Source organism: Actinacidiphila acididurans (assembly GCF_016918855.1).
GTDB lineage: Bacteria > Actinomycetota > Actinomycetes > Streptomycetales > Streptomycetaceae > Actinacidiphila > Actinacidiphila acididurans.
Genome location: NZ_JADKYB010000019.1, coordinates 156735 through 176795, shown reverse-complemented (window position 1 = coordinate 176795; position 20061 = coordinate 156735). Strand labels below are relative to the sequence as shown.

General features: G+C 71.2%; 11 protein-coding genes. 10 read left to right on the top strand and 1 reads right to left on the bottom strand.

The annotated features are described in order from the left end of the window. Positions 1 to 1062 precede the first annotated feature (1062 nt). The gene (locus tag ITX44_RS30025) at positions 1063 to 1638 is read left to right on the top strand and encodes a hypothetical protein (RefSeq protein ID WP_205361012.1); all 576 of its coding nucleotides are present in this window, start codon (positions 1063 to 1065) and stop codon (positions 1636 to 1638) included. A gap of 8 nt (positions 1639 to 1646) precedes the next feature. Here the strand turns inward: ITX44_RS30025 and ITX44_RS30020 are convergent, their stop codons facing one another. Continuing rightward, the gene (locus ITX44_RS30020) at positions 1647 to 2609 is read right to left on the bottom strand and encodes an aldo/keto reductase (RefSeq protein WP_205361010.1); all 963 of its coding nucleotides are present in this window, start codon (positions 2607 to 2609) and stop codon (positions 1647 to 1649) included. 384 nt (positions 2610 to 2993) lie between these two features. On the opposite strand from ITX44_RS30020, the gene ITX44_RS30015 reads away from it, so the two are divergent. The 9 genes from ITX44_RS30015 to ITX44_RS29975 all read left to right on the top strand — a co-directional run bounded on the left by ITX44_RS30015 (position 2994) and on the right by ITX44_RS29975 (position 20015). Further along, entirely contained in the window at positions 2994 to 3845 is an 852-nt protein-coding gene (locus tag ITX44_RS30015) for a FadR/GntR family transcriptional regulator (RefSeq protein WP_307795558.1), read from the top strand. Positions 3846 to 4253: 408 nt separating this feature from the next. Beyond that, entirely contained in the window at positions 4254 to 7307 is a 3054-nt protein-coding gene (locus ITX44_RS30010; protein WP_236061982.1) for a discoidin domain-containing protein, read from the top strand. A gap of 126 nt (positions 7308 to 7433) precedes the next feature. After that, on the top strand, positions 7434 to 8531 hold the full coding sequence (locus ITX44_RS30005; RefSeq protein WP_205361004.1) for an enolase C-terminal domain-like protein: 1098 nt from the start codon (positions 7434 to 7436) through the stop codon (positions 8529 to 8531). 46 nt (positions 8532 to 8577) lie between these two features. After that, complete coding sequence (locus tag ITX44_RS30000) at positions 8578 to 9969, top strand: ABC transporter substrate-binding protein (RefSeq protein ID WP_205361002.1); 1392 nt, start codon at positions 8578 to 8580, stop codon at positions 9967 to 9969. Beyond that, positions 9966 to 10898: a carbohydrate ABC transporter permease gene (locus tag ITX44_RS29995; protein ID WP_205361000.1), complete on the top strand. Its 933-nt coding sequence runs from the start codon at positions 9966 to 9968 to the stop codon at positions 10896 to 10898. The genes ITX44_RS30000 and ITX44_RS29995 overlap by 4 nt, the downstream gene beginning before the upstream one ends. Before the next feature lie 10 nt (positions 10899 to 10908). Next, positions 10909 to 11823, top strand: coding sequence for a carbohydrate ABC transporter permease (locus tag ITX44_RS29990; protein WP_205360998.1), 915 nt, complete (start codon positions 10909 to 10911; stop codon positions 11821 to 11823). Between the two features lie 7 nt (positions 11824 to 11830). Continuing rightward, complete coding sequence (locus ITX44_RS29985) at positions 11831 to 12802, top strand: acetylxylan esterase (protein ID WP_372441031.1); 972 nt, start codon at positions 11831 to 11833, stop codon at positions 12800 to 12802. A 497-nt stretch (positions 12803 to 13299) separates the two neighbouring features. Beyond that, positions 13300 to 16188, top strand: a complete 2889-nt coding sequence (locus tag ITX44_RS42375) for a glycosyl hydrolase family 95 catalytic domain-containing protein (RefSeq protein WP_205360996.1) — start codon at positions 13300 to 13302, stop codon at positions 16186 to 16188. 125 nt (positions 16189 to 16313) lie between these two features. Further along, on the top strand, positions 16314 to 20015 hold the full coding sequence (locus tag ITX44_RS29975) for a discoidin domain-containing protein (RefSeq protein WP_307795557.1): 3702 nt from the start codon (positions 16314 to 16316) through the stop codon (positions 20013 to 20015). Positions 20016 to 20061: the final 46 nt, after the last annotated feature.

Below are 20061 nucleotides of genomic sequence, written 5' to 3'. Positions count from 1 at the left end.
ACCCGGTCCGGCGCTCGGGAGGGGGCGAAGGGTGATTTTTCCTACGCATGGCGGAACGCGTGATTCTGGGGGTTCGCCGGGAGAAGCAAGGGGCCCGCGGGGAGTGGCCCGCCCGGCGGCGGGCCGGTCCGCCCGGGAAAGCCCCCGGGAGTGGGCCCCGCCTGGCGGGCGGGGGTTCGCCGCGTGTACCCAGGGCCCGCCTGGCGGCGGGCGGCTCGCCGGGAAAACCAGGGGCGCGGGGAACTGCGCGACAAGCCCACTACCGGGCCGCGGGTCGTCACCGCCCCAAAGGGGCAGTTGCTGTCGTGTCCGGGCCACCGGGAGTGAGTGGTTGCTCGCGCAGTTCCCCGCGCCCCTTTGGGGCGCTCCGGGCGAGCCCGCATTCCACAGGGGCGCGGTTCGCCGGGAGAACCAAGGGGCGCGGGACTGTAATCAATATGCGGCTGGCGCCGCGTGGGCGCGACAAGCCCACTACCGGGCCGCGGGTCGTCACCGCCCCAAAGGGGCAGTTGCTGTCGTGTCCGGGCCACCGGCAGTGGGTGGTTGCTCGCGCAGTTCCCCGCGCCCCTTTGGGGCGCTCCGGGCGAGCCCGCATTCCACAGGGGTGCGGTTCGCCGGGAGAACCAAGGGGCGCGGGACTGTAATCAATATGCGGCTGGCGCCGCGTGGGCGCGACAAGCCCACTACCGGGCCGCGGGTCGTCACCGGCCCAAAGGGGCAGTTGCTGTCGTGTGCGGGCCACCGGCGGGTTGCCCTCCCCGCTCCGGGACGCAGTACAACCAATCACCCGCTCTCGTCGTCTTGTTGGCATACGACACAAATCGGGGGTGGGTCGTGGGGATGGTCAGGACTGCGCGCATGCCAGGGCGATGGAAATGGCGCCGCACCGGCGATCGCGTGCGCAGTGGCCGCAGGTTACGTGTCGTGGGCGGGATTCTCCTGGCGCTCGGCTCGCTTGTGCCCGTCGTCGCGTGTTCCGCGGGGCCGGGACCGCGATCCGCGCCGCAGGGGGCCTCGGCCACTTCCCGGAGCGGGGAAACAACGGTCGACAATGTGGTTCGGGTGGCGAGAGCGCGCGTGCTCGCTCGGTCGGCGGCCCAGGGCCGGGACGCACCGCGTGCGCCGGGCCCCATCACCGCCCTGGCGGATCCCTACGGCGCCGTCTTCATGTGGGAAACCGCGGACCGACGGCTGTGCTTCGCCGATTCGACGCTCGATGGCACCGGCACCACCGATTGCGACGTCGACCCCGGAGGCCCGCCTCTGGCCGGGGCACCTCGCATCGTCCAACTGCACGCCATGGTCAGACACGATCTCGACGTCGTCTTCGGGGCCGACCACGAGACCGTCGAGAGCATCACCTGCGACGGCGTACGGATCGGATTTCACCGGGTCACCGACATGGCCGCCGGGCAACGCCATGTCTACGCCTTCGCGTATCCCGCCGTGATCATCGGCTCCGTCACCGTCACCGTCAGACGTGGCACCGGGACAGCCACCGAGTCCCTGCCCGTCCTCGACTCCTTCGGCCGTGCTCCGAAGTGCCGGCTGGTCGCCGCCGAGCGGTTGCCCGGTGGCGGAAGGGCGTATCACCTGAATCCGACCCACGATGGGCACGACGTCGCCGTCCTGCCGTAAGGGCCGGATCAGGGGGCGACCGCGTCGAGGGCCTGCCAGGTGGCCGTGGGCAGGTCGTGGGCCGCCCACTGCGCGGCGGAGCGGGCTTCGGCGGGGGTGCGGAAGCCCGCGACGACGCACGCCACGGCGGGGTGGCGGAGGGGAAAGCGGAGCGCGGCGTGGGGGAGGACCGTGCCGTGGCGCTCGCATTGGGTGGCGAGCGCGCGGGCGCGGGCGAGGAGGGGGGCGGGAGCGGGGCCGTAGTCGAAGAAGGCGTCGTCGGGGGGCCAAGGACGGCTGAGGAGGCCGGAGTTGAAGGGGGCGGCGGCGACGACGGAGACACCGCGGGCCGCGCACGCGTCGAGCAGCGGCAGGGCCGAGCGGTCGGCGAGGGTCCAGCGGCCGGCGACCATCACGGCGTCGACGTCGGACTCGGTGACCACGCGAAGCAGTGGCTCGACGGCGTTCATGCCGACCCCCACCGCTCCGATGACGCCCTGGTCGCGGAGGTCGGCCAGGGCGGGGAGCGCCTCGCGCAGGGCGATCTCCATGTGGTCGTCGGGGTCGTGGACGTAGACGAGGTCGACGCGGTCCAGGCCGAGCCGGGTCAGGCTCGCGTCAAGGCTGCGCAGCACGCCGTCGCGGGTGTAGTCGAGGCGGCGGGTCAGGCCGTCGGGGACGGCGAAGCCGCCGGAGGCCAGGTCGGAGCCGGTGGGGCGGGGGTTGGGCACGAGCAGCCGGCCGACCTTGGTGGAGACGGCGAACTCCGCCCGGGGCCGGCCGGTGAGCGCGGTGCCGAGGCGCCGTTCGGACAGCCCCAGCCCGTAGTGCGGCGCGGTGTCGAAGTAGCGCACGCCTTCCTCCCAGGCGGCGTCCACCGTGGCCGCCGCCGTGGCGTCGTCCACCGGGCGGTAGAGGTTGCCCAGCGGCGCCGCGCCGAAGCCGAGCGGCCCGACCCGGACCCGGGTGCGGCCGATGACCCCGGGCGTCATGCGCCGGCCCCGCATCGGACCGTACGGCCCCACCCGTAGTGATCTGCGTCGAGACGCACCTTTCAGCTCCTTGCCGAGAGTCGGGAGTCGTGGCGCGCAGGCGTGTACCCGCGTGCCCGCGTACCGCCGGGACGCCTGTGACGAATGATCTGACTCATTCGGGTCCGTGGCGGCTCCTCGTGCCGGAAGGACCATAGACATCTGATGCCTTCCCCGGCAATGAATCAGGGGGATCGCGTCCAAGTTGCCCACGCTCACACCGTTTTGCACCAGCGAGAACAAGGAAATTCATCCGAGGGCTTCCCTTCCCGAAACGCCGGTGTCATAGTTGCCGCCCAGATGAACCTGATTAATCGAGCACATCGAGCCAGGAGGTCGACCCCCGTGCCAGAGGAACGAAGAACTCCGTCGGAGGACGGTGAAGCGACGGAGAGCCGCTACCGGCCGGGGTACGAACTGGTTGCCGAACAACTGCTGGGCTACATAGCCGAGCAGGGCCTGCGCCCGGGCGACCGGCTGCCCACCGAGGCGGGCCTCGCCGACCTGCTCGGCGCGAGCCGCAACGTCACCCGGGAAGCGGTCAAGGTGCTGGCGGCGATCGGCCGGCTGAGCGTACGGCGGGGCGCCGGCATCTTCGTGGCGCAGTCGCCGGGTGGATTGGCGGACGACCAGCTCGCGCACTTCCAGCCGACCAGCATGGAGCACGTCCTGATGCTCCTGGACTACCGCTCGGTGATCGAGTCCGAGACCGCGCGGCGGGCGGCGACCCAGGCCACCCCGATCGAGGTGCGGGCCATCCGGGAGAGCGCGTCGGGCTCCCTGGACGCCGGCCGCGCCGACGACATCGACTCCTTCGCCAAGGCCGACGCCGACTTCCACGACGCGGTGGGCGCCGCCGCGCACAACGTCTTCCTGCGCTCCAGCGTCGGCAATGTGCGGCGTTTAGCTGCACAGTCCGATGTGCTGCTCTTCCACGGCGACGCGCCCGGCTCGCTGGAGGTGGCCGGCCGCCAGCACGTGGCGATCGCCGAGGCCATCGCCGGCGGTGAGCCGGAGCGGGCCGCGCAGTTGATGACCGAGCACATCGCGACCACTCAGCACCAGTTCGAGCGCCGTATCCGCGACCGCCTGTTCAACGTCGCCGGCCGCTCCGAGACCGCGCCGCAGCCGGCGCCCGCCCCCGTGCGCGACGCCGGGGCCGTGAACACTTCCCCGCCGCGGACGTCCGCATCCTGACGTGCGCCGTCCCGGCGGGGACCACGGGGAATTGAGCCGTCAATTGCCACGGCGGTCCGGGCTGTCCCGGACCGCCGCCCGTTCACCTCCGCTCCCCGGCCCCGCCGGGGGACCCCCGAAGGCGATTGGATTTCCGTGTCCACACCCTCCACGCGTCACTCCGTGACGTCCCGAAAGAGACCCCGACGAGGACCCCGGAGAAGCAGCGCGCTGGCCGTCCTTGCGCTGGCCGCCGCGGCACTTCCGCTCACCGCCGTGCACGCCCAGGCCACCACCGCCGGCGCCCCGCCCGTCCGCTACGTCTACGTGTCGCCGCAGCACGGCTTCGACACCGGCGCCGGCACCGCGGACCACCCCTTCCGTACGCTGACCGAGGCCCGTGACTTCGTGCGGTCCATCGACCAGGACATGCAGCGCGACATCCACGTCGAGCTGGCCTCCGGCACGTACCGGCTCACCAGCACCTTCACCCTGAGCAGCCAGGACTCCGGCACCAACGGCCACCGGATCGTGTACGAGGCCGCTCCCGGCGCCCACCCGGTGGTCAGCGGCGGTTCGCAGGTGAGCGGCTGGACCCTGGACGACAAGACGCACAACATCTGGAAGGCCCACGTCGGGAACGTCGACACCCGGCAGCTGTGGGTCAACGGCGAGCTCGAGACCCGGGCGCGCAGCGGGAAGAACCCGGCCGGCTTCACCAAGACCGCCACCGGCTACAAGATCACCGACACGAGCCTGGACGCGTACAGGAACCAGTCGGACATGGAAGTGGTCAGCGCCTGGGGCTGGATGCTGATGCGCTGCCCGGTGCAGTCCATATCCGGCGACACGATGACGATCCAGCAGCCGTGCTTCCACAACGCGAACCTGCACCAGGGCGAGGAGATCCAGAACCCCACCTGGCTGGAGAACGCCAAGGAACTGCTGGACACCCCCGGTGAGTGGTATCTCGACAAGTCCGCCGGCGACCTCTACTACATGCCCAAGCAGGGCCAGGACCTGGCCACCGCCGACGTGACCATTCCGCGCGTGCAGGACCTGGTCGACGTGAACGGCACCGCCGACCACCCGGTGACCGGCGTGTCCTTCCGCGGCATCACCTTCTCGTACTCCACCTGGCTCGCCCCCAGTTCGAGCGACGGCCTGATCGAGGGCCAGGCGGGCTTCCGCATCGTGGGCTCGGACAACCCCGACTTCGACTCCACCCGGCTGAAGTGGGTCAAGACCCCCGGCGCCGTCAACGTCGGCTTCGGGCACGACATCGGCTTCCAGGACAACACCTTCACCCACCTGGGCGCGGTCGGCCTGAACCTGAACACGGGCACGCAAGGGTCGGACATCACGGGCAACGTCTTCAAGGAGATCGCCGGCACCGGCATCCAGGTCGGCGGCACCGACGTGATCGACGCCCACCCCAGCGACCCGCGGGACATCACCAAGGACACCACGGTCGACAACAACGTGGTCACCCAGGTCGCCGACCAGTACAACGGCTCGCTCGGCATCTTCGCCGGCTACACCGACCACACGGTGATCACCCACAACAAGGTCTACGACCTGCCGTACAGCGGCATCTCGGTGGGCTGGGGCTGGGGCCTGACCGACCAGGGCGGCGACAGCAACTACCCGGGCAACTCCGGCGTCCCGGTCTGGAACACCCCCACCACCAGCCGTGACAACGTCGTCAGCGACAACCGGATCTACGACATCATGAAGTCGCAGGCCGACGGCGGTGCCATCTACACCCTCAGCGCCAACCCCGGCGGCGTGGTCTCCGGCAACTACGTCTCCGACGTCCCGCCCCCGGCCTACGGCGCCATCTACCAGGACGAGGGCAGCCGTTACTGGCACACCACCGGCAACGCGTTCTGCAACGTGGCCTACCAGTGGCTGCTGCTCAACCACGGCATGGACATCACCGCCGACGGCAACTTCACCACGCAGCCGGCCTTCAGCACCCAGTTCAACAGCACCAACGACACGATCGGGCACAACCCGACGGTCGACGGCTGCGAGCAACTGCCCGCCTCCATCGTGGACAACGCCGGCCTCCAGCCCGCGTACCAGCACCTGGACCCGGGACCGGTGGTCACCGACCGCACCGCGCCGACCGCGCCGGGCAAGGCGAGCGCCGTCACCGACTTCCCGACGGTCGCCGACCTGAGCTGGCCGGCCGCCACCGACGACACCGGCGTCACCGGCTACGCCGTCTACCAGGACGGCAAGCTGGCCAGCGCCTCGACCGGCACCTCGGTCCGCATCCCGGACCTGACCGCCGGCGCCACGTACACCTTCACCGTCACCGCCCGCGACGCGGCCGGCAACGAGTCCCCGGCGAGCCCGCCGCTCACCGTCACCATGCCGTCCGGCACCGACCTCGCGCTCGACAAGCCGGTGACCGAGTCCTCGTACTCCCAGCCCAACACCCCGGACCTCGCGGTGGACGGCGACCTGTCCACCCGGTGGGCGCAGGGCCTGGGCCTGCCCGACCCGTCCTGGATCCAGGTCGACCTCGGCGCGCAGTACGACGTGACCGGCGCGATCACCACCTTCGAGAAGGCCAACGGCTACAAGTACAAGATCGAGGTCTCCCCGGACGAGGTCCACTGGACCACCCTCGACGACCACACCGGCTCGGCGACCACCGCGCAGACCAACTACTCGCCGGCCGCGCAGGAGACCGACGGCCGCTATGTGCGGCTGACCGTCACCGGCTCCAACTCCAACGGCGGCAGCATCTACGAACTCCAGGTCTACGGCACGCCGTTGCCGCCCAGCACCGACCACACCCCGCCGGCCGCGCCCGGGCAGCCCACCGCCACCCCGCTGCTGCCCAGCGCCCTCGACCTGACCTGGCCGGCCGCCACCGACGACACCGGCGTGACCAGCTACGAGGTCTACCAGGACGGCAAGCGCATCGCGGTCACCGACCAGACCCAGACCCACCTGCGCGTCACGGGTCTGACGCCCCGGACGGCGTACTCCTTCACGGTCGTGGCCAGGGACGCGGCGCTCAACGCCTCCGACCCCAGCCCCGCGGCGGCCATCACCATGCCGGCGGACAACGACCTGGCCCTGCACAAGGCCGTGACGGTGTCCTCCTTCTCGCAGCCCAACACCCCGGACCTCGCGGTGGACGGCGATCTGTCCACCCGGTGGGCGCAGGGTCTCGGCCTGCCCGACCCGTCCTGGATCCAGGTCGACCTCGGCTCGGTGACCTCGGTCTCCAGCGTGGTCACCACCTTCGAGAAGCCCAGCGGCTACAAGTACCTGCTCGAGTACTCCGCCGACGGGACGAACTGGTCGACCTTCGACGACCACACCGCGAACTACACCTCCTCCTCGGCCGACTACTCCTTCCTCCCCGCTCCCGTCTCCGCCCGCTACCTGCGGCTGACCGTCACGGCGTCGAGCTGGAACGGCGGCAGCATCTACGAGCTCCAGGCGTACGGCGGCTTCTGAGTCACGGCCCGCTGAGCCACGGCCTTGTGAGCCACGGCCTGCTGAACACGCCCTGCTGAGTCACGGCCTTCTGGGCCACCCCGTGGCGGGACCCGGCCGACCCGACCGACCGAAAAGAAAGTCACGATGAAGATCACTCATGTCGAAGTCCACCGGATCGACGTTCCGGCGGCCGACCCGCCCTTCCGCTGGAGGGACGGGCTGAGCGGCAGCCCGGTGGTGGGCGACGGCGCGGTCCTGCACATCGGCACCGACGAAGGTGCCGAGGGGGTGGCGGTGTTCGCCCGGCCGGGGGCCGCCGTCACCCTGCGGGATCTGGTCGACCGGGTGTTCCGGGACGAGCTCCTGGGCGCCGACCCCTTCCAGCGCGAATGGCTCTGGCACCGGATCTGGGAGCTCGACCGGATCCACGAACTGCCGTTGCCCACCCTCGGCCTGATCGACATCGCCCTGTGGGACCTCGCCGGGCGGGTCAGCGGGCAGCCGGTGTGGCAGTTGCTCGGCGGCTTCCGCGAGGCCATCCCGGCCTACGCCTCCACCTCCACCTTCGCCACCACCGAGGAGTTCCTGCACGTCGCCGACCAGTGCCTGGCGCTGGGCTACCGGGGCATCAAGCTGCACGCCTGGGGCGACGCCCGCCGCGACGCCGCCCTGTGCCAGGCGCTGCGCGCCCACGTCGGCCCCGATGTGCCGCTGATGTACGACGGGTCGGCCGGCTTCGACCTGCCGGACGCGATCTACCTCGGGCACGCGCTGTCCGAGGCGGACTACCTCTGGTACGAGGAGCCGATGCGCGAGTTCAGCGTCAGCGCCTACCAGCGGCTCGCCGACGCGGTCCACGTCCCGCTGCTGGTCGCCGAGACCTCCGACGGCGCGCACATGAACTCCGCCGACTTCATCAAGGCCGGCGCCGCCACCTTCGGGGTGCGCGCCGGGACCACGCTGCGCGGCGGCATCACCGGCGCCATGCGCACCGCCCACCTCGCCGACGCCTTCCGGCTGCGCGCCGAGGTGCACGGCTCCGACATCCCCAACCACCACCTGTGCATGGCGATCTCCAACACCACCTACTACGAGTCCCTGGTCACCTCGGCCACCGTCGTCCGCGAGCGCCACGTGGACGACCAGGGACTCGTGCACGCTCCCGCCGGGCCGGGCATCGCCCTCCCGCTCGACTTCGGGTACGGCAGTGAGCTGCGGCGTTTCGTCGAGCAGCCGCGCTGACCTGGGCCCTGACGCACCCTCCTGCACCTATCGGAAAGGCAAGACGATGAGGTCTACCGGTTCCCCGAGAACCGCCTCCCCCCGCCGCGGGGCGCGCATCGGCGCGCTGGCCGCCGCCCTGGCCGGCGTGGTCGCGTTGGCCGGCTGCGGCGCCAGCGCCTCCACCTCCACCACTCCCTCCGGGTCCGGCAGCGCGACCTTCAAGCCGGCCGGCCAGAAGGACGGCGCCCAGATCACGGTGTGGGCGGACTCGACCCGGCTGCCCTCGGTCCAGGCGTACCAGAAGTCGCACCCCGACGTGAAGATGAAGATCGTCACCTACGACGGCGGCGCGGACGGCTCCACGTACCTGCAGACCAAGGTCCAGCTCTTCGACCGCACCGGCAGCGGCTGGCCGGACGTCGTCTTCGGCTCGCCCACCGACGTGACCTGGGCCTCGGCCCCGACCAAGCCGGGTGCCAAGCCGTTCGCCGCGCCGCTGGACCAGAGCCTGGTGCCGCAGGCGACCCTGGCCGGCTTCGCCAAGGGCTCGCTCGCTCCCTGCCAGTTCAACGGCCACACCTACTGCATGCGCAACGACATCGCGCAGGTCGTGCTCTGGTACAACAAGACCCTCATGGACAAGTGGGGCTACCAGGTCCCCACCACCTGGGACCAGTACGAGGCCCTGGGCGAGAAGGTCGCCAAGGAGCACCCCGGCTACCTGGTCGGCTCGGTGGGCGACACCAACTCCCAGGAGTCGTACTTCTGGTCCAGCCAGTGCCCCGCCTTCCAGTCCACCGGCCCGAACAGCCTGCGGGTGGCCCTGAAGGACCCCAAGTGCACCCGGATGTCCACGTTGCTGGACAAGCTGATCGCCGCCAAGGCCGTCAGCACCGAGGGCTTCTTCAGCCAGGGCTTCGCCAAGAGCAGCGGCTCCAAGGTGCTCATGGCCTACGGCCCCTCCTGGTACGGCCAGTACCTGTTCAAGGCGGCCTTCAACACCCCCGCCAAGCAGATGGCCGCGTCCGCGCCGCTGACCTGGCCCGGTGAGACCACGCCCAGCACCGGCAACGTCGGCGGCGGGGTGTGGATGGTCTCCTCGCACAGCGCCAACCTCAAGGCGTCCACCGACCTGGTGACCTGGCTGACCACCTCCAACGACAACCAGGCCGCCGCCCCCACCTACCCGGCCTACGCCCCGGCCGCGACCGCGTGGCTGGCCAACCCCGCCAACCGCGACTACTTCGCCACCGACGTGAGCGGCCCCTTCCAGCAGGCGGCGAACGAGGTGTGGACCGGCTGGTCGAACACCAAGTTCTCCGACGCCACCGCCTGGTCCAGCGTGGTGCTGCCGGCCCTGACCGCCGGCAAGACGCTCACCGCGACCCTGCCGGCCTGGCAGAGCGCGATCAGCGACGAGGCCAAGGCCGACGGATACCAGGTGACCAACCAATGACGTTGCTGGAGACCCGGCCGGTCTCCCTGCCCGCCCGCCGCCGCGGCCACACGCCGCGGCGGCGGGCCGGGGGCAGAGCCGGCTACTTCTTCGTCGCGGGCTACACCCTGCTGCTGCTCGCCTTCGGTGTCTTCCCGACCTGTTACGCCTTCTACCTGGCCTTCACCAACGACCGCGGCCAGTTCACCGGCATCAACCAGTTCACCAAGGTCGCCCGCGACTACCGCTTCGTGCCGGCCTTCAGCCACGTCCTGGTCTACCTGGCGCTGTGGCTGGTGACGCTGGTCGTGCTCACCGTGCTGGTCGCGGTGGTGCTGCGCGGCCGGGTCCGCCCGGGGGTGTCGGCGCTCTTCCGGTTCCTCTACTACATCCCGGGCGCGCTCGCCGGTGTGGCCAGCGTCCTGGTGTGGCTGTTCATGCTGGACCCGGACGTCAGCCCGGTGTCCTGGCTGCTCAGCGCGCTCGGCATGCACAGCTTCGCGGCCGTGCTCGCCCCCGGCAACCTGCCGTGGATCTTCATGCTGATCGCCTTCTGGACCGGCGCCGGCGGCTGGATGGTGGTGATGTACGGGGCGCTGAACAACATCCCCGACGAGGTGCTGGAGGCCGCCCGGATGGACGGCGCCGGTCCCTGGCGCACCGCCTGGTACGTGCAGATCCCGATGATCCGCCAGTGGATCGCGTACATGACGATCCTGGCCTTCGCCGGCGGCACCCAGTTGTTCGTCGAACCCCAGTTGCTGCAGACCGCGAGCCTGGGCCGGGTGAGCCCCACCTGGTCGCCCAACCAGCTCGCCTACGTCTACGCCTTCCAGCAGGGCGACTTCAACGGCGCCGCCGCCATCTCCGTCTTCCTGCTGGTCCTCGGCCTGCTGTGCGCCGGCCTCCTCGTGGCCCGCTCGAACATGTTCACGTTGGACGAGAAATGACGGTTGAGAAATGACCCAACTCGCCCCCGCCCGCGGTTCCGCCCGGCTGCGCGCCACGCCCTCCCGGGCCGCGTCGTTCCTGGTGATCGGTCTCCTGCTCGCCGTCCTCCTGGTGTTCTTCGTGCTGCCGGTGATCTGGCTGCTGCTGGCGCCCACCAAGACCGCCGACCAGATCGTGCACGACAATCCGCTGTCCTTCGGCTCCTTCGCCCAGGTCGGCCGGGCCTGGCGGCACCTGTTCTCGTTCCAGGACCATGCCCTGCTGGTGTGGCTGCGCAACTCCGCTATCTACTCCGCCGGTTCGCTGGTGCTCACGCTGCTGACCAGCGTGCCGGCCGGCTACGCGCTGGCGCTGACCAGATTCCGCGGCCGCAAGACGCTGCTCGTGATCACCCTGGTGAGCATGATCATGCCGTCGGCGACGCTGGTGCTGCCGATCTTCCTGGAGCTGAACCGGTTCCACCTGATCGGGACGGTCTGGTCGGTGATCCTGCCGTTCTCGTTCTACCCGTTCGGGGTGTACCTGGTGTACATCTACTTCGCCACCAGCCTGCCCCGCGACCTGCTGTCCGCCGCCCGCATCGACGGCTGCTCGGAGTGGCAGCTCTTCTCTCGGATCGCGCTGCCGCTGGCCAAGCCGGTCGTCGGCCTGGTGGCCTTCTTCAGCTTCGTCGGCAACTGGAACAACTTCTTCCTGCCCTACCTGGTGCTGCCCAACAGCAACCAGTTTCCGATCCAGGTCGGCCTGAACCAGTTGCTGTCCTCCACCCCGTCCTTCAACCCGGTGGCCGGGGCCGGGCTGAACATCACCATCCCGGAGCTGTCGCTCGCGATCATCGTCGCGATCCTGCCCGTCCTCGTCCTGTTCCTGTTCTCCCAGCGCACCCTGGTCTCGGGGATGCTCGCCGGGGCGACCAAGGAGTGACCTGCCCGTGCTGTTCGACCTGCCCCTGTCCGAGCTGCGGTCCTACCGGCCCGAGCCGAGTGGGCCCGCCGACCTCGACGCCTTCTGGCGGGCCACCCTCGCCGAGTCGCGGGCGGCGGCCGGAGCGGCGCGCTTCGAGCCGTACGACAGCGGGCTGCGCACGGTGGACGTGTACGACGTGACCTTCGGCGGGTACGCGGGGCAGCCGGTGCGGGCCTGGCTGCTGCTGCCCCGGCACATCGAGGGGCGGCTGCCCTGCGTGGTGCAGTTCGTCGGCTACAACGGCGGCCGCGGCTTCCCGCACGAGTACCTGACCTGGTCGGCCGCCGGCTACGCCCACCTGGTGATGGACAACCGCGGCCAGGGCAGCGACGGCCACACCCACGCGGTGACCGCCGACCCCGACCCCTCGGGCGCGCCCCAGACGCCGGGTTACCTCACCCGCGGCATCGGCTCGCCGCAGACGTACTACTACCGGCGGCTGTTCACCGACGCGGTGCGCGCGGTGGACACCGCCCGCACCCACCCGCGGATCGACCCGGACCGGATCGCGGTGCTCGGCGCGAGCCAGGGCGGCGGCACCGCGATCGCCGCGGCGGCCCTGGGCGACCGGGTGGCCGCGGCCGTGGTCGACGTGCCCTTCCTGTGCCATGTACGGCGGGCCGTGCGGATCACCGACGACCACCCCTACCGCGAACTGGCCACCTGGTGCCGTACCCACCGGCACGCCGTGGAGCGGGCGTTCGCCACGCTGGACTACTTCGACGGGATGAACCTCGCCGCCCGGGCGACGGCGCCGGCCCTGTTCTCGGTCGCCCTGATGGACACCACCTGCCCTCCCTCCACGGTCTTCGCGGCCTACAACCGCTGGGCGGGTGCGGCCAAGGACATCACGGTGTGGCCCTTCGACGGGCACGAGGGCGGCGCGGCGCACCAGACCGCCGAGCAGTTCCGGTTCCTGGCCGCGACGCTGGCCTGACCGCGGGTACCGCCCATCGCCCGATCGCCGGCATGGGACCGGCGAGGCCGTCTCCCGGCGCGCCCGGCGCACCGGGACCGCGCAACACATCGCCGCGTGCACCGTAGTCCGGCCGGGGGCGCCCCGCCGGGACGCCCCCGTCTGTGCCGACCAACGGCAGTCCTATCGGTTCATCCGATGAATCGTCAAGCCTTACTGCTCAGGTGGGATCCCTCCCAGGTCATTCGTGCACCCCGCCGGCCCTCGCGGCCGCTTCCGCTCGTCGCCTCACAGCACCCGCACAGCCCCGAGAGCCTGGCGTATTGACGCCTCGTACGGTCCCGCAGGTCACGGTGGGTGCTGTGACCGAACCTTGCGCAATCCCTTTACACACCCCACCCGTCGCCCTATACAAGGCTCAGTCATCCGATGTATCGCTCTTCTATGGAAGGCGGTTGGTGAGCCGTATGGGCAGCAGAGTCAGTCGACGGGGATTCCTCCAGGTGGCGGGAGGGGCGGTGGCGACCGGTGTGGTGCCCCTGGCCACCGCCGGCCAGGCCCGCGCGGACGACGCCGGAGCATCCGGCACGGCCGGCAGACCCGGCGACGCCGCGCAGGCCGGGCCGCGCGGCGCGGTCAGCACGTCGTGGACCGAGAACTGGGAGAGCGGGTTCGTCACCGGCAACGGCAACCTCGGCGCCGTCCTGTACGGCCGCCCGGAAAGCCCCGTCGTCCTGGTCAACAACAGCAAGCTGTACACCTCGCAGTACTCCCCGGAGCAGCGCACGATCGCCGAGACCGCCGCCTTCGTGCCCCAGATCCGCGAGACGATCAAGGACCAGGGCTACGCGGCGATGCTCGACTGGTCCTTCCAGCAGTCCAAGGCGCACGGCCTGGCCCCCGACGAGTCCATCGACTACCACCCCGGCCTGTTCCTCAACTGCTCCCTCACCGGCGCGGACCAGGCCAGCGACTACCGGCGCGCGGAGAACTTCGAGACCGGCGAGGTGACCACCACCTGGCAGGGCACGGCAGGTTCCTTCGCCACAAAAGCGTTCGCCTCGCGCCCCGACAACGTTGTCGTAATCCAGTTCACCGGCCCCGGCGCGGGCGCCCTCAGCGCGACCTTCTCCCTCGGCCCGGTCGGCACCAAGCAGATCACCCCCGGCCCGGCCCAGGGCCCGGACTGGATCGGCTTCCACAACCTCTACGCCCCCGGCAACGGCGGTTACGACGGCGTGGTCACCTTCCGGACCCGCGGCGGCACCCTCGCCGTCGACAACGGCACCGCCACCGTGCAGGGCGCCGACGAGATCCTGGTCCTCATCCGCATCGAGCGCTGGCGCCCGCCGCAGACCGGGGGAGTGGACGAACTCGCCCGCCAGTTGCACCGGCTGCCCGCGGACTACAACGGCCTGATCGGCCCGCACGCCGCCGTCCACGGCGAGCTGTACAACCGGGTCAGCGTCGACTTCGGTGGCGGCGCCGACCGCGGCCTGACCACCGACGCCCTGCTCGCCCAAGCCGTGCGCGAGCGCACCATGCCCAAGGCCCTGCTGGAGAAGGTCTACGACGCCTGCCGCTACGTGGTCCTCTCCGCCAGCGGCGACCTGCCGCCCAACCTCCAGGGCATCTGGAACGGCAACTGGTCCCCGCCGTGGCACAGCGACTACAGCGCCGACGCCAACCTCCAGCTCGCCGTGGACTCCACGGTCAGCGGCGCCATGCCCGAGCTGATGGAAGGTTTCTTCTCGCTGATCGAGTCCGGCGTCCCCTCCTGGCAGGAGGGTGCCACCAAGCTGGCCGGCTGCCGCGGCATCCTCTACCCCGCGCGCATGCAGGACCAGGGCACGTACTTCCAGCAGAACCACGACTGGCAGTGGTTCAACCAGGTCTCCATCGCCGGCTGGCTCGGCCACTACTTCTACGACCAGTACCGCTACACCGGCGACCTGCGCTTCCTGCGCGACCGGGCGCTGCCGTACCTGAAGGAATGCGCGCTGTTCTACGAGGACTGGTGGGTCCGCGACGCCGACGGCACCCTGCGCTCCACCCCTTCCTTCTCCTACGAGTGCGCCTTCGCCGACAACGCCACCATCGACTTCGCGGTCGCCAAGGAAGTGCTGACCAACCTCATCGAGGGCTGCACCGTCCTGGGCATCGAGGCCGATGGCGTGGCCCGCTGGCGCGAACTGCTGACGCACTTCCCGGCGTACATGATCAACACCGCCCGGACCACCGGCGGCACCCCGCCGCCGAACTGGCAGATGGAGACCGGCGTCAAGGCGGTGGCGGACGGCTCGCTCAAGGAGTTCATCGAGCCGAACATGCTGGAATTCCCGGCGCACCGGCACCTGTCCTCGCTCTACCCGCTCTTCGTCAGCCACGAGTTCAGCCCGGAGGACACCCCCGAGCTGTGGACGGCCGCGGCCAGGAGCTACGAGAAGAAGATCCGCAGCGTCGGCGAGTCCGAGTCGCACTACCGCATGCAGGCCTCGCTGTGCGCGGCCCGCCTCGGCCGCGGCGACGACATCTGGAACTTCCTCACCCTGATGGCCGCCGACAGCGTCTTCCACACCAGCCTGGTGCCCTCGCACTACGACAACCTCAACGTGTTCAACGTGGACGCCAGCGGCGGCATCCCGGCCGTGCTGCACAACGCGCTGGTGTTCTCCGCGCCCGGCCGGCTGGACCTGCTGCCCGCCCTGCCCAGCGCCCTGGGCACCGGCGCCATCCGCGGCATCCTGGCCCGCGGCCGGGTCACCGTCGAGGAACTCGTCTGGGACTACCCGTCCGGCACCGTGACCGCCACCCTGCACTCCGGGACCCGGCAGAGCGTCGAACTCTCCCTGCCGCCGGGCCTGTCCGACGTGGCGCTCACGGTCGGCGCGCGCCGCCGCCAGGTCGGCCCGCTCGGCACCGCCGGCCGCACCGGCACCCGCGTCACCCTTCCGGCCGGCCGCACCCGCGTCGCGCTGTCCTTCACCCCGATCGCCGCCCCGCCCACCGCCGTCCTGCTGTCCTACGGCGCGACCGCCACCGCCTCCTCCACTCGTACCTCCGACGGCGACGTCACCCCGGACAAGACCGTCGACAACAACAGCTCCACCCGCTGGACCAGCGACTACGCCGACAACCAGTGGCTGCAGATCGACCTCGGCGCGGTGCACTCGCTCACCGAGGTCAAGCTCAACTGGGAGACCGCCACCGCCCGGGACTTCGCGATCGACGTCTCCGCGGACGGGCACACCTGGACCACCGTCACCAACGTGACCGGCAACACCGCGTCCGGCTGGATGGACTTCCCGAACCTCTCCGTCAGCGGCCGCTACGTGCGGCTGGACCTGATCACGCGCGCCACCTCCTACGGCTTCTCGCTGTGGGACGTGGAGGTCTACGGGTCCTGAGCGCTGCCCCGGCAACGGGCAGTCAGCAACGCCCCGTCAGGCCCGCCGGCTTCGTCCCGCGTCAGGAACCCGGCATCAGGAACCACCGCACCCCACCATTCCCGCGACCGATGAAGGAGTTACCCGTGCGCGACCCCGTACCGCCGCAGGCACCGTCCCCCGGGGAGCCGCCGAGCGATCAGTCCGGCGGCGGCTCAGGGCTGTCCCGCCGCCGGTTCCTGGCCGCCAACACCACCGTGCTGGCCGCGTGGGGAGCGGGCGTGCTGCTGCCCGCCGCCCTCGCCCGCGCCGCCGAACCGGGCGCCGGCTCCGGCCCCGACGCGGACCTGGCCCGCTACCGCCCGGTGACCGTCTCCTCGCAGGCCTACGCCGCCACCGTCCCGTCCTTCGCCGTGGACGGCTTCGACGCCACCGGAGTACGCGGCAGCGGCTGGCGGGCCGGCCCCGGCGACCCGCAGTGGATCGCCGTCGACCTGGAGGCGGTCTGCACCGTCACCGCGGTCGACCTGGTCTTCGAGGCCACCGCGAGCGACGTGCCCTACCTGCCGCCGTCCGGGGCGCACTCCCGCGAGGGCTCGCTCGGCAACGAGATCCAGTCCAGCTGCGCGACCGCGTTCACCCTGGAGGTCTCCACCGACAACTCCACCTGGCGCACCGTCCACCAGGAGGACGACGGGCGCGGCGGCACGGTCACCCTGCCGCTGGACCCGCCGGCCCGCGGCCGGTACGTGCGGATGACCGCGACCAAGCGGTCCAGCGCCGCGCCGCTCGGCCTCAACGGGCTGCGCGTGCACGGCACCGCGGCAGGCCGGCGGCCCGACGCCGAGGGCTGGACCGACTGGCACACCCCGCCCGGCCCGCCGCCGGAGCTGACCGTCGCCGCCGACGGCACGGTGCCGGTCGAGTCCGGCTGGAGCGTGACCACCGACGACTTCGCGCCCTCCACGGACGGCGCCGTGCTGTCCGGCCAGGGCGTGGACGTCTCCGACTGGCTGCCCGCCACCGTCCCCGGTACGGTGCTCGCCGCCCTGGTCGAGCAGGGCAAACTGCCCGACCCGGTGCGCGGCCGCAACAACCTGCGCATCCCCGAGGCCCTGTCCCGGCACTCCTGGTGGTACCGCAGGGTCTTCCGCCTGCCGGCCGGCCTGGACCGCCGGGCCGGCCGCCGTGTCCGGCTGGAGTTCGACGGCGTGAACCACCACGCCGAGTTCTGGTTCAACGGCAGCAGACTCGGCGAGATCACCCACCCCTTCGCCCGCGCCGCCTTCGACATCACCGGCCTGCTGCGCCCCGGAGAGGCCGAGAACGTCCTCGCGGTCCGTGTCGACCCGATGCCGTACCCCGGCAGCCCCGCCGACAAGGGCCAGACCGGCGACTCCTGGCTGGACGCGGGCAGCGGCACCATGAACCGCAACTCCCCGACGTACATGTCGATCTCCGGCTGGGACTGGATGCCGCCGGTCCGCGACCGCGCCACCGGCATCTGGAACCACGTGCGGCTGCGCTCGACCGGCACCGCGGTGGTCACCGACCCGTACGTGTCCACCAAGCTGCCCGGCCACCTGTCCACCGCCGAGCTGACCGTCACCGTGCCGGTCACCAACACCGCGGAGCAGGACCAGCAGGTCACCGTGACCGCCGCCTTCGACGCCGGCTCCGGCAGGGCGAGCGTCCGCACCACCGTCACCGTGCCGGCCGGCGCCACCCAGGACGTGGTGCTCGCCCCCGACCGCTTCCCCGCGCTGCGCGTCGACCATCCTCGGCTGTGGTGGCCCAACGGCTACGGCGACCCGGTGCTGCACGACATGACCGTCAGCGCCGCCGTCGACGGCGCTGACAGCGACGAGCGCACCTTCCGGTTCGGCATCCGCCAGTTCGGCTTCGACTTCAGCATGCCGATCCCGATGACCAACGGCCACGGCTTGCAGACCCTGGACTTCACCGCCGTGCAGGGCCGGTACGTACGGCTGACCGCGGCCCACCGCGCCACCCAGTACGGCATCTCGATGTGGACGCTGTCGGTGTACGCGGCCGGCGACCACACCACGGACCTCGCGCGCGGCAAGCCCGCCACCGCGTCCTCCACCGACTCCAGCGCCGGCCCGCCCGGCAACGTCACCGACGGCGACTCGAACACCCGCTGGTCCTCCGGCTATGCCGACAACCAGTGGATCCAGCTCGACCTCGGCGCGGGCGCGGACATCGACCACGTCGTGATCGAGTGGGAGGTCGCGTACGCCACCGACTTCACGATCCAGGTCTCGCCGGACGGGCAGCAGTGGACCGACGCGACACACGTCGTCCAGCGCCCGGTCCAGCCGCTGGAGATCTCCGTCAACGGCACCAAGGTGTTCTGCCGCGGCGGCAACTGGGGCTTCGACGAACTCCTGCGGCGCGTGCTCGGCACCCGCACCGCCGACACCGTCGCCCTGCACCGCGACCAGAACTTCACCATGATCCGCAACTGGACCGGGTGCAGCAACCGCGAGGAGTTCTTCGCCGCCTGCGACGAGAACGGCCTGCTGGTGTGGAACGACTTCTGGGACGGCTGGTCCATGGACCCGCCGGACCACCCCACGTACCTGGCGCTGGCCCGCGACACGATCCGCGCCTTCCGCAACCACGCGAGCCTCGCGGTGTGGTGCGGCGCCAACGAGGGCGCGCCGCCCGCGCCGATCGACGACGGGGTCAAGCAGGCCGTCGCGCAGGAGCACCCCGACGCCTTCTACCTCGGCTCCTCCGCCGACGGCGTGGTCAAGGGCCACGGCCCCTACGGCTGGACCGACCCCGGCAGCTACTACGGCACCGGGAACTTCGGCTTCCACACCGAGATCGGCATGCCCGTCCTCCCGGTCGCCGACACCATGCGCAACCTGGCCGGCGACGAGGCGGCCTGGCCGATCGGCGAGGTGTGGGGCGCGCACGACTGGGCCCGCAACGGCGCCCAGTCGCCGCAGAGCTACCAGCAGGCCATCGAGGACCGGCTCGGCACCTCCGGCGACCTGGACACCTTCACCGCCAAGGCGCAACTGGTCAACTACGAGAACGCGCGGGCGATGTTCGAGGCGTGGAACAGCGCGCTGTGGAACAACGCCTCCGGCCTGCTGCTGTGGATGTCCCACCCGGCCTGGTACAGCACGGTGTGGCAGACCTACGACTACGACCTGGACACCAACGGCTTCTACCACGGCGCCCGCAAGGCGTGCGAGCCCGTCCACGTCCAACTGCGGCCCTCCGACGGGCAGATCACCGCGGTCAACCACACCCCGGCGGCGCTGACCGGCGTCACGGTCACCGCCACCGCCTACGACCTGCTCGGAAACCGGCTGGCCGACCCGGTCACCGCGACCGCGGACCTCGCGTCCTCGGCCACCGCGACCGGCCCGGTGGCGCCCTTCCCGGACGCCTTCCCCTCCCCGCACCTGGTGCGGCTGGAGCTGACCGGCGCCGACGGGACGGCCCTGTCCGCCAACACCTACTGGCGCTACCGGCGTCCCGCCGACCTGACCGCCCTCACCTCGCTGTCCGCCGCACGCGTGGCGGTCACCGGCACCCGCCGGGTGCGGGCGAGCGGGCAGCAGGCCGGCGCGCTGACCGCGACGGTCCGCAACACCGGCACCGCCGTGGCGGCCATGGTGCGGATCTCGCTGCGCGACCGCGCGACCGGCCGGCGGATCCTGCCGGCCTACGTCGGCGACAACTACCTGTGGCTGCTGCCCGGTGAGGAGCACGCCCTCACGGCCAACTGGCCGCACCCGACCTCGGACGGCCGGCTGCCGCAGGTGGTCGTCGAGGGCTTCAACGTGCCGCGCAGTTACACCGGCTGAGTCCGGTACGGCGGCCCGGTAAGTAGGTCCGGCCGGCCCGTCCCCG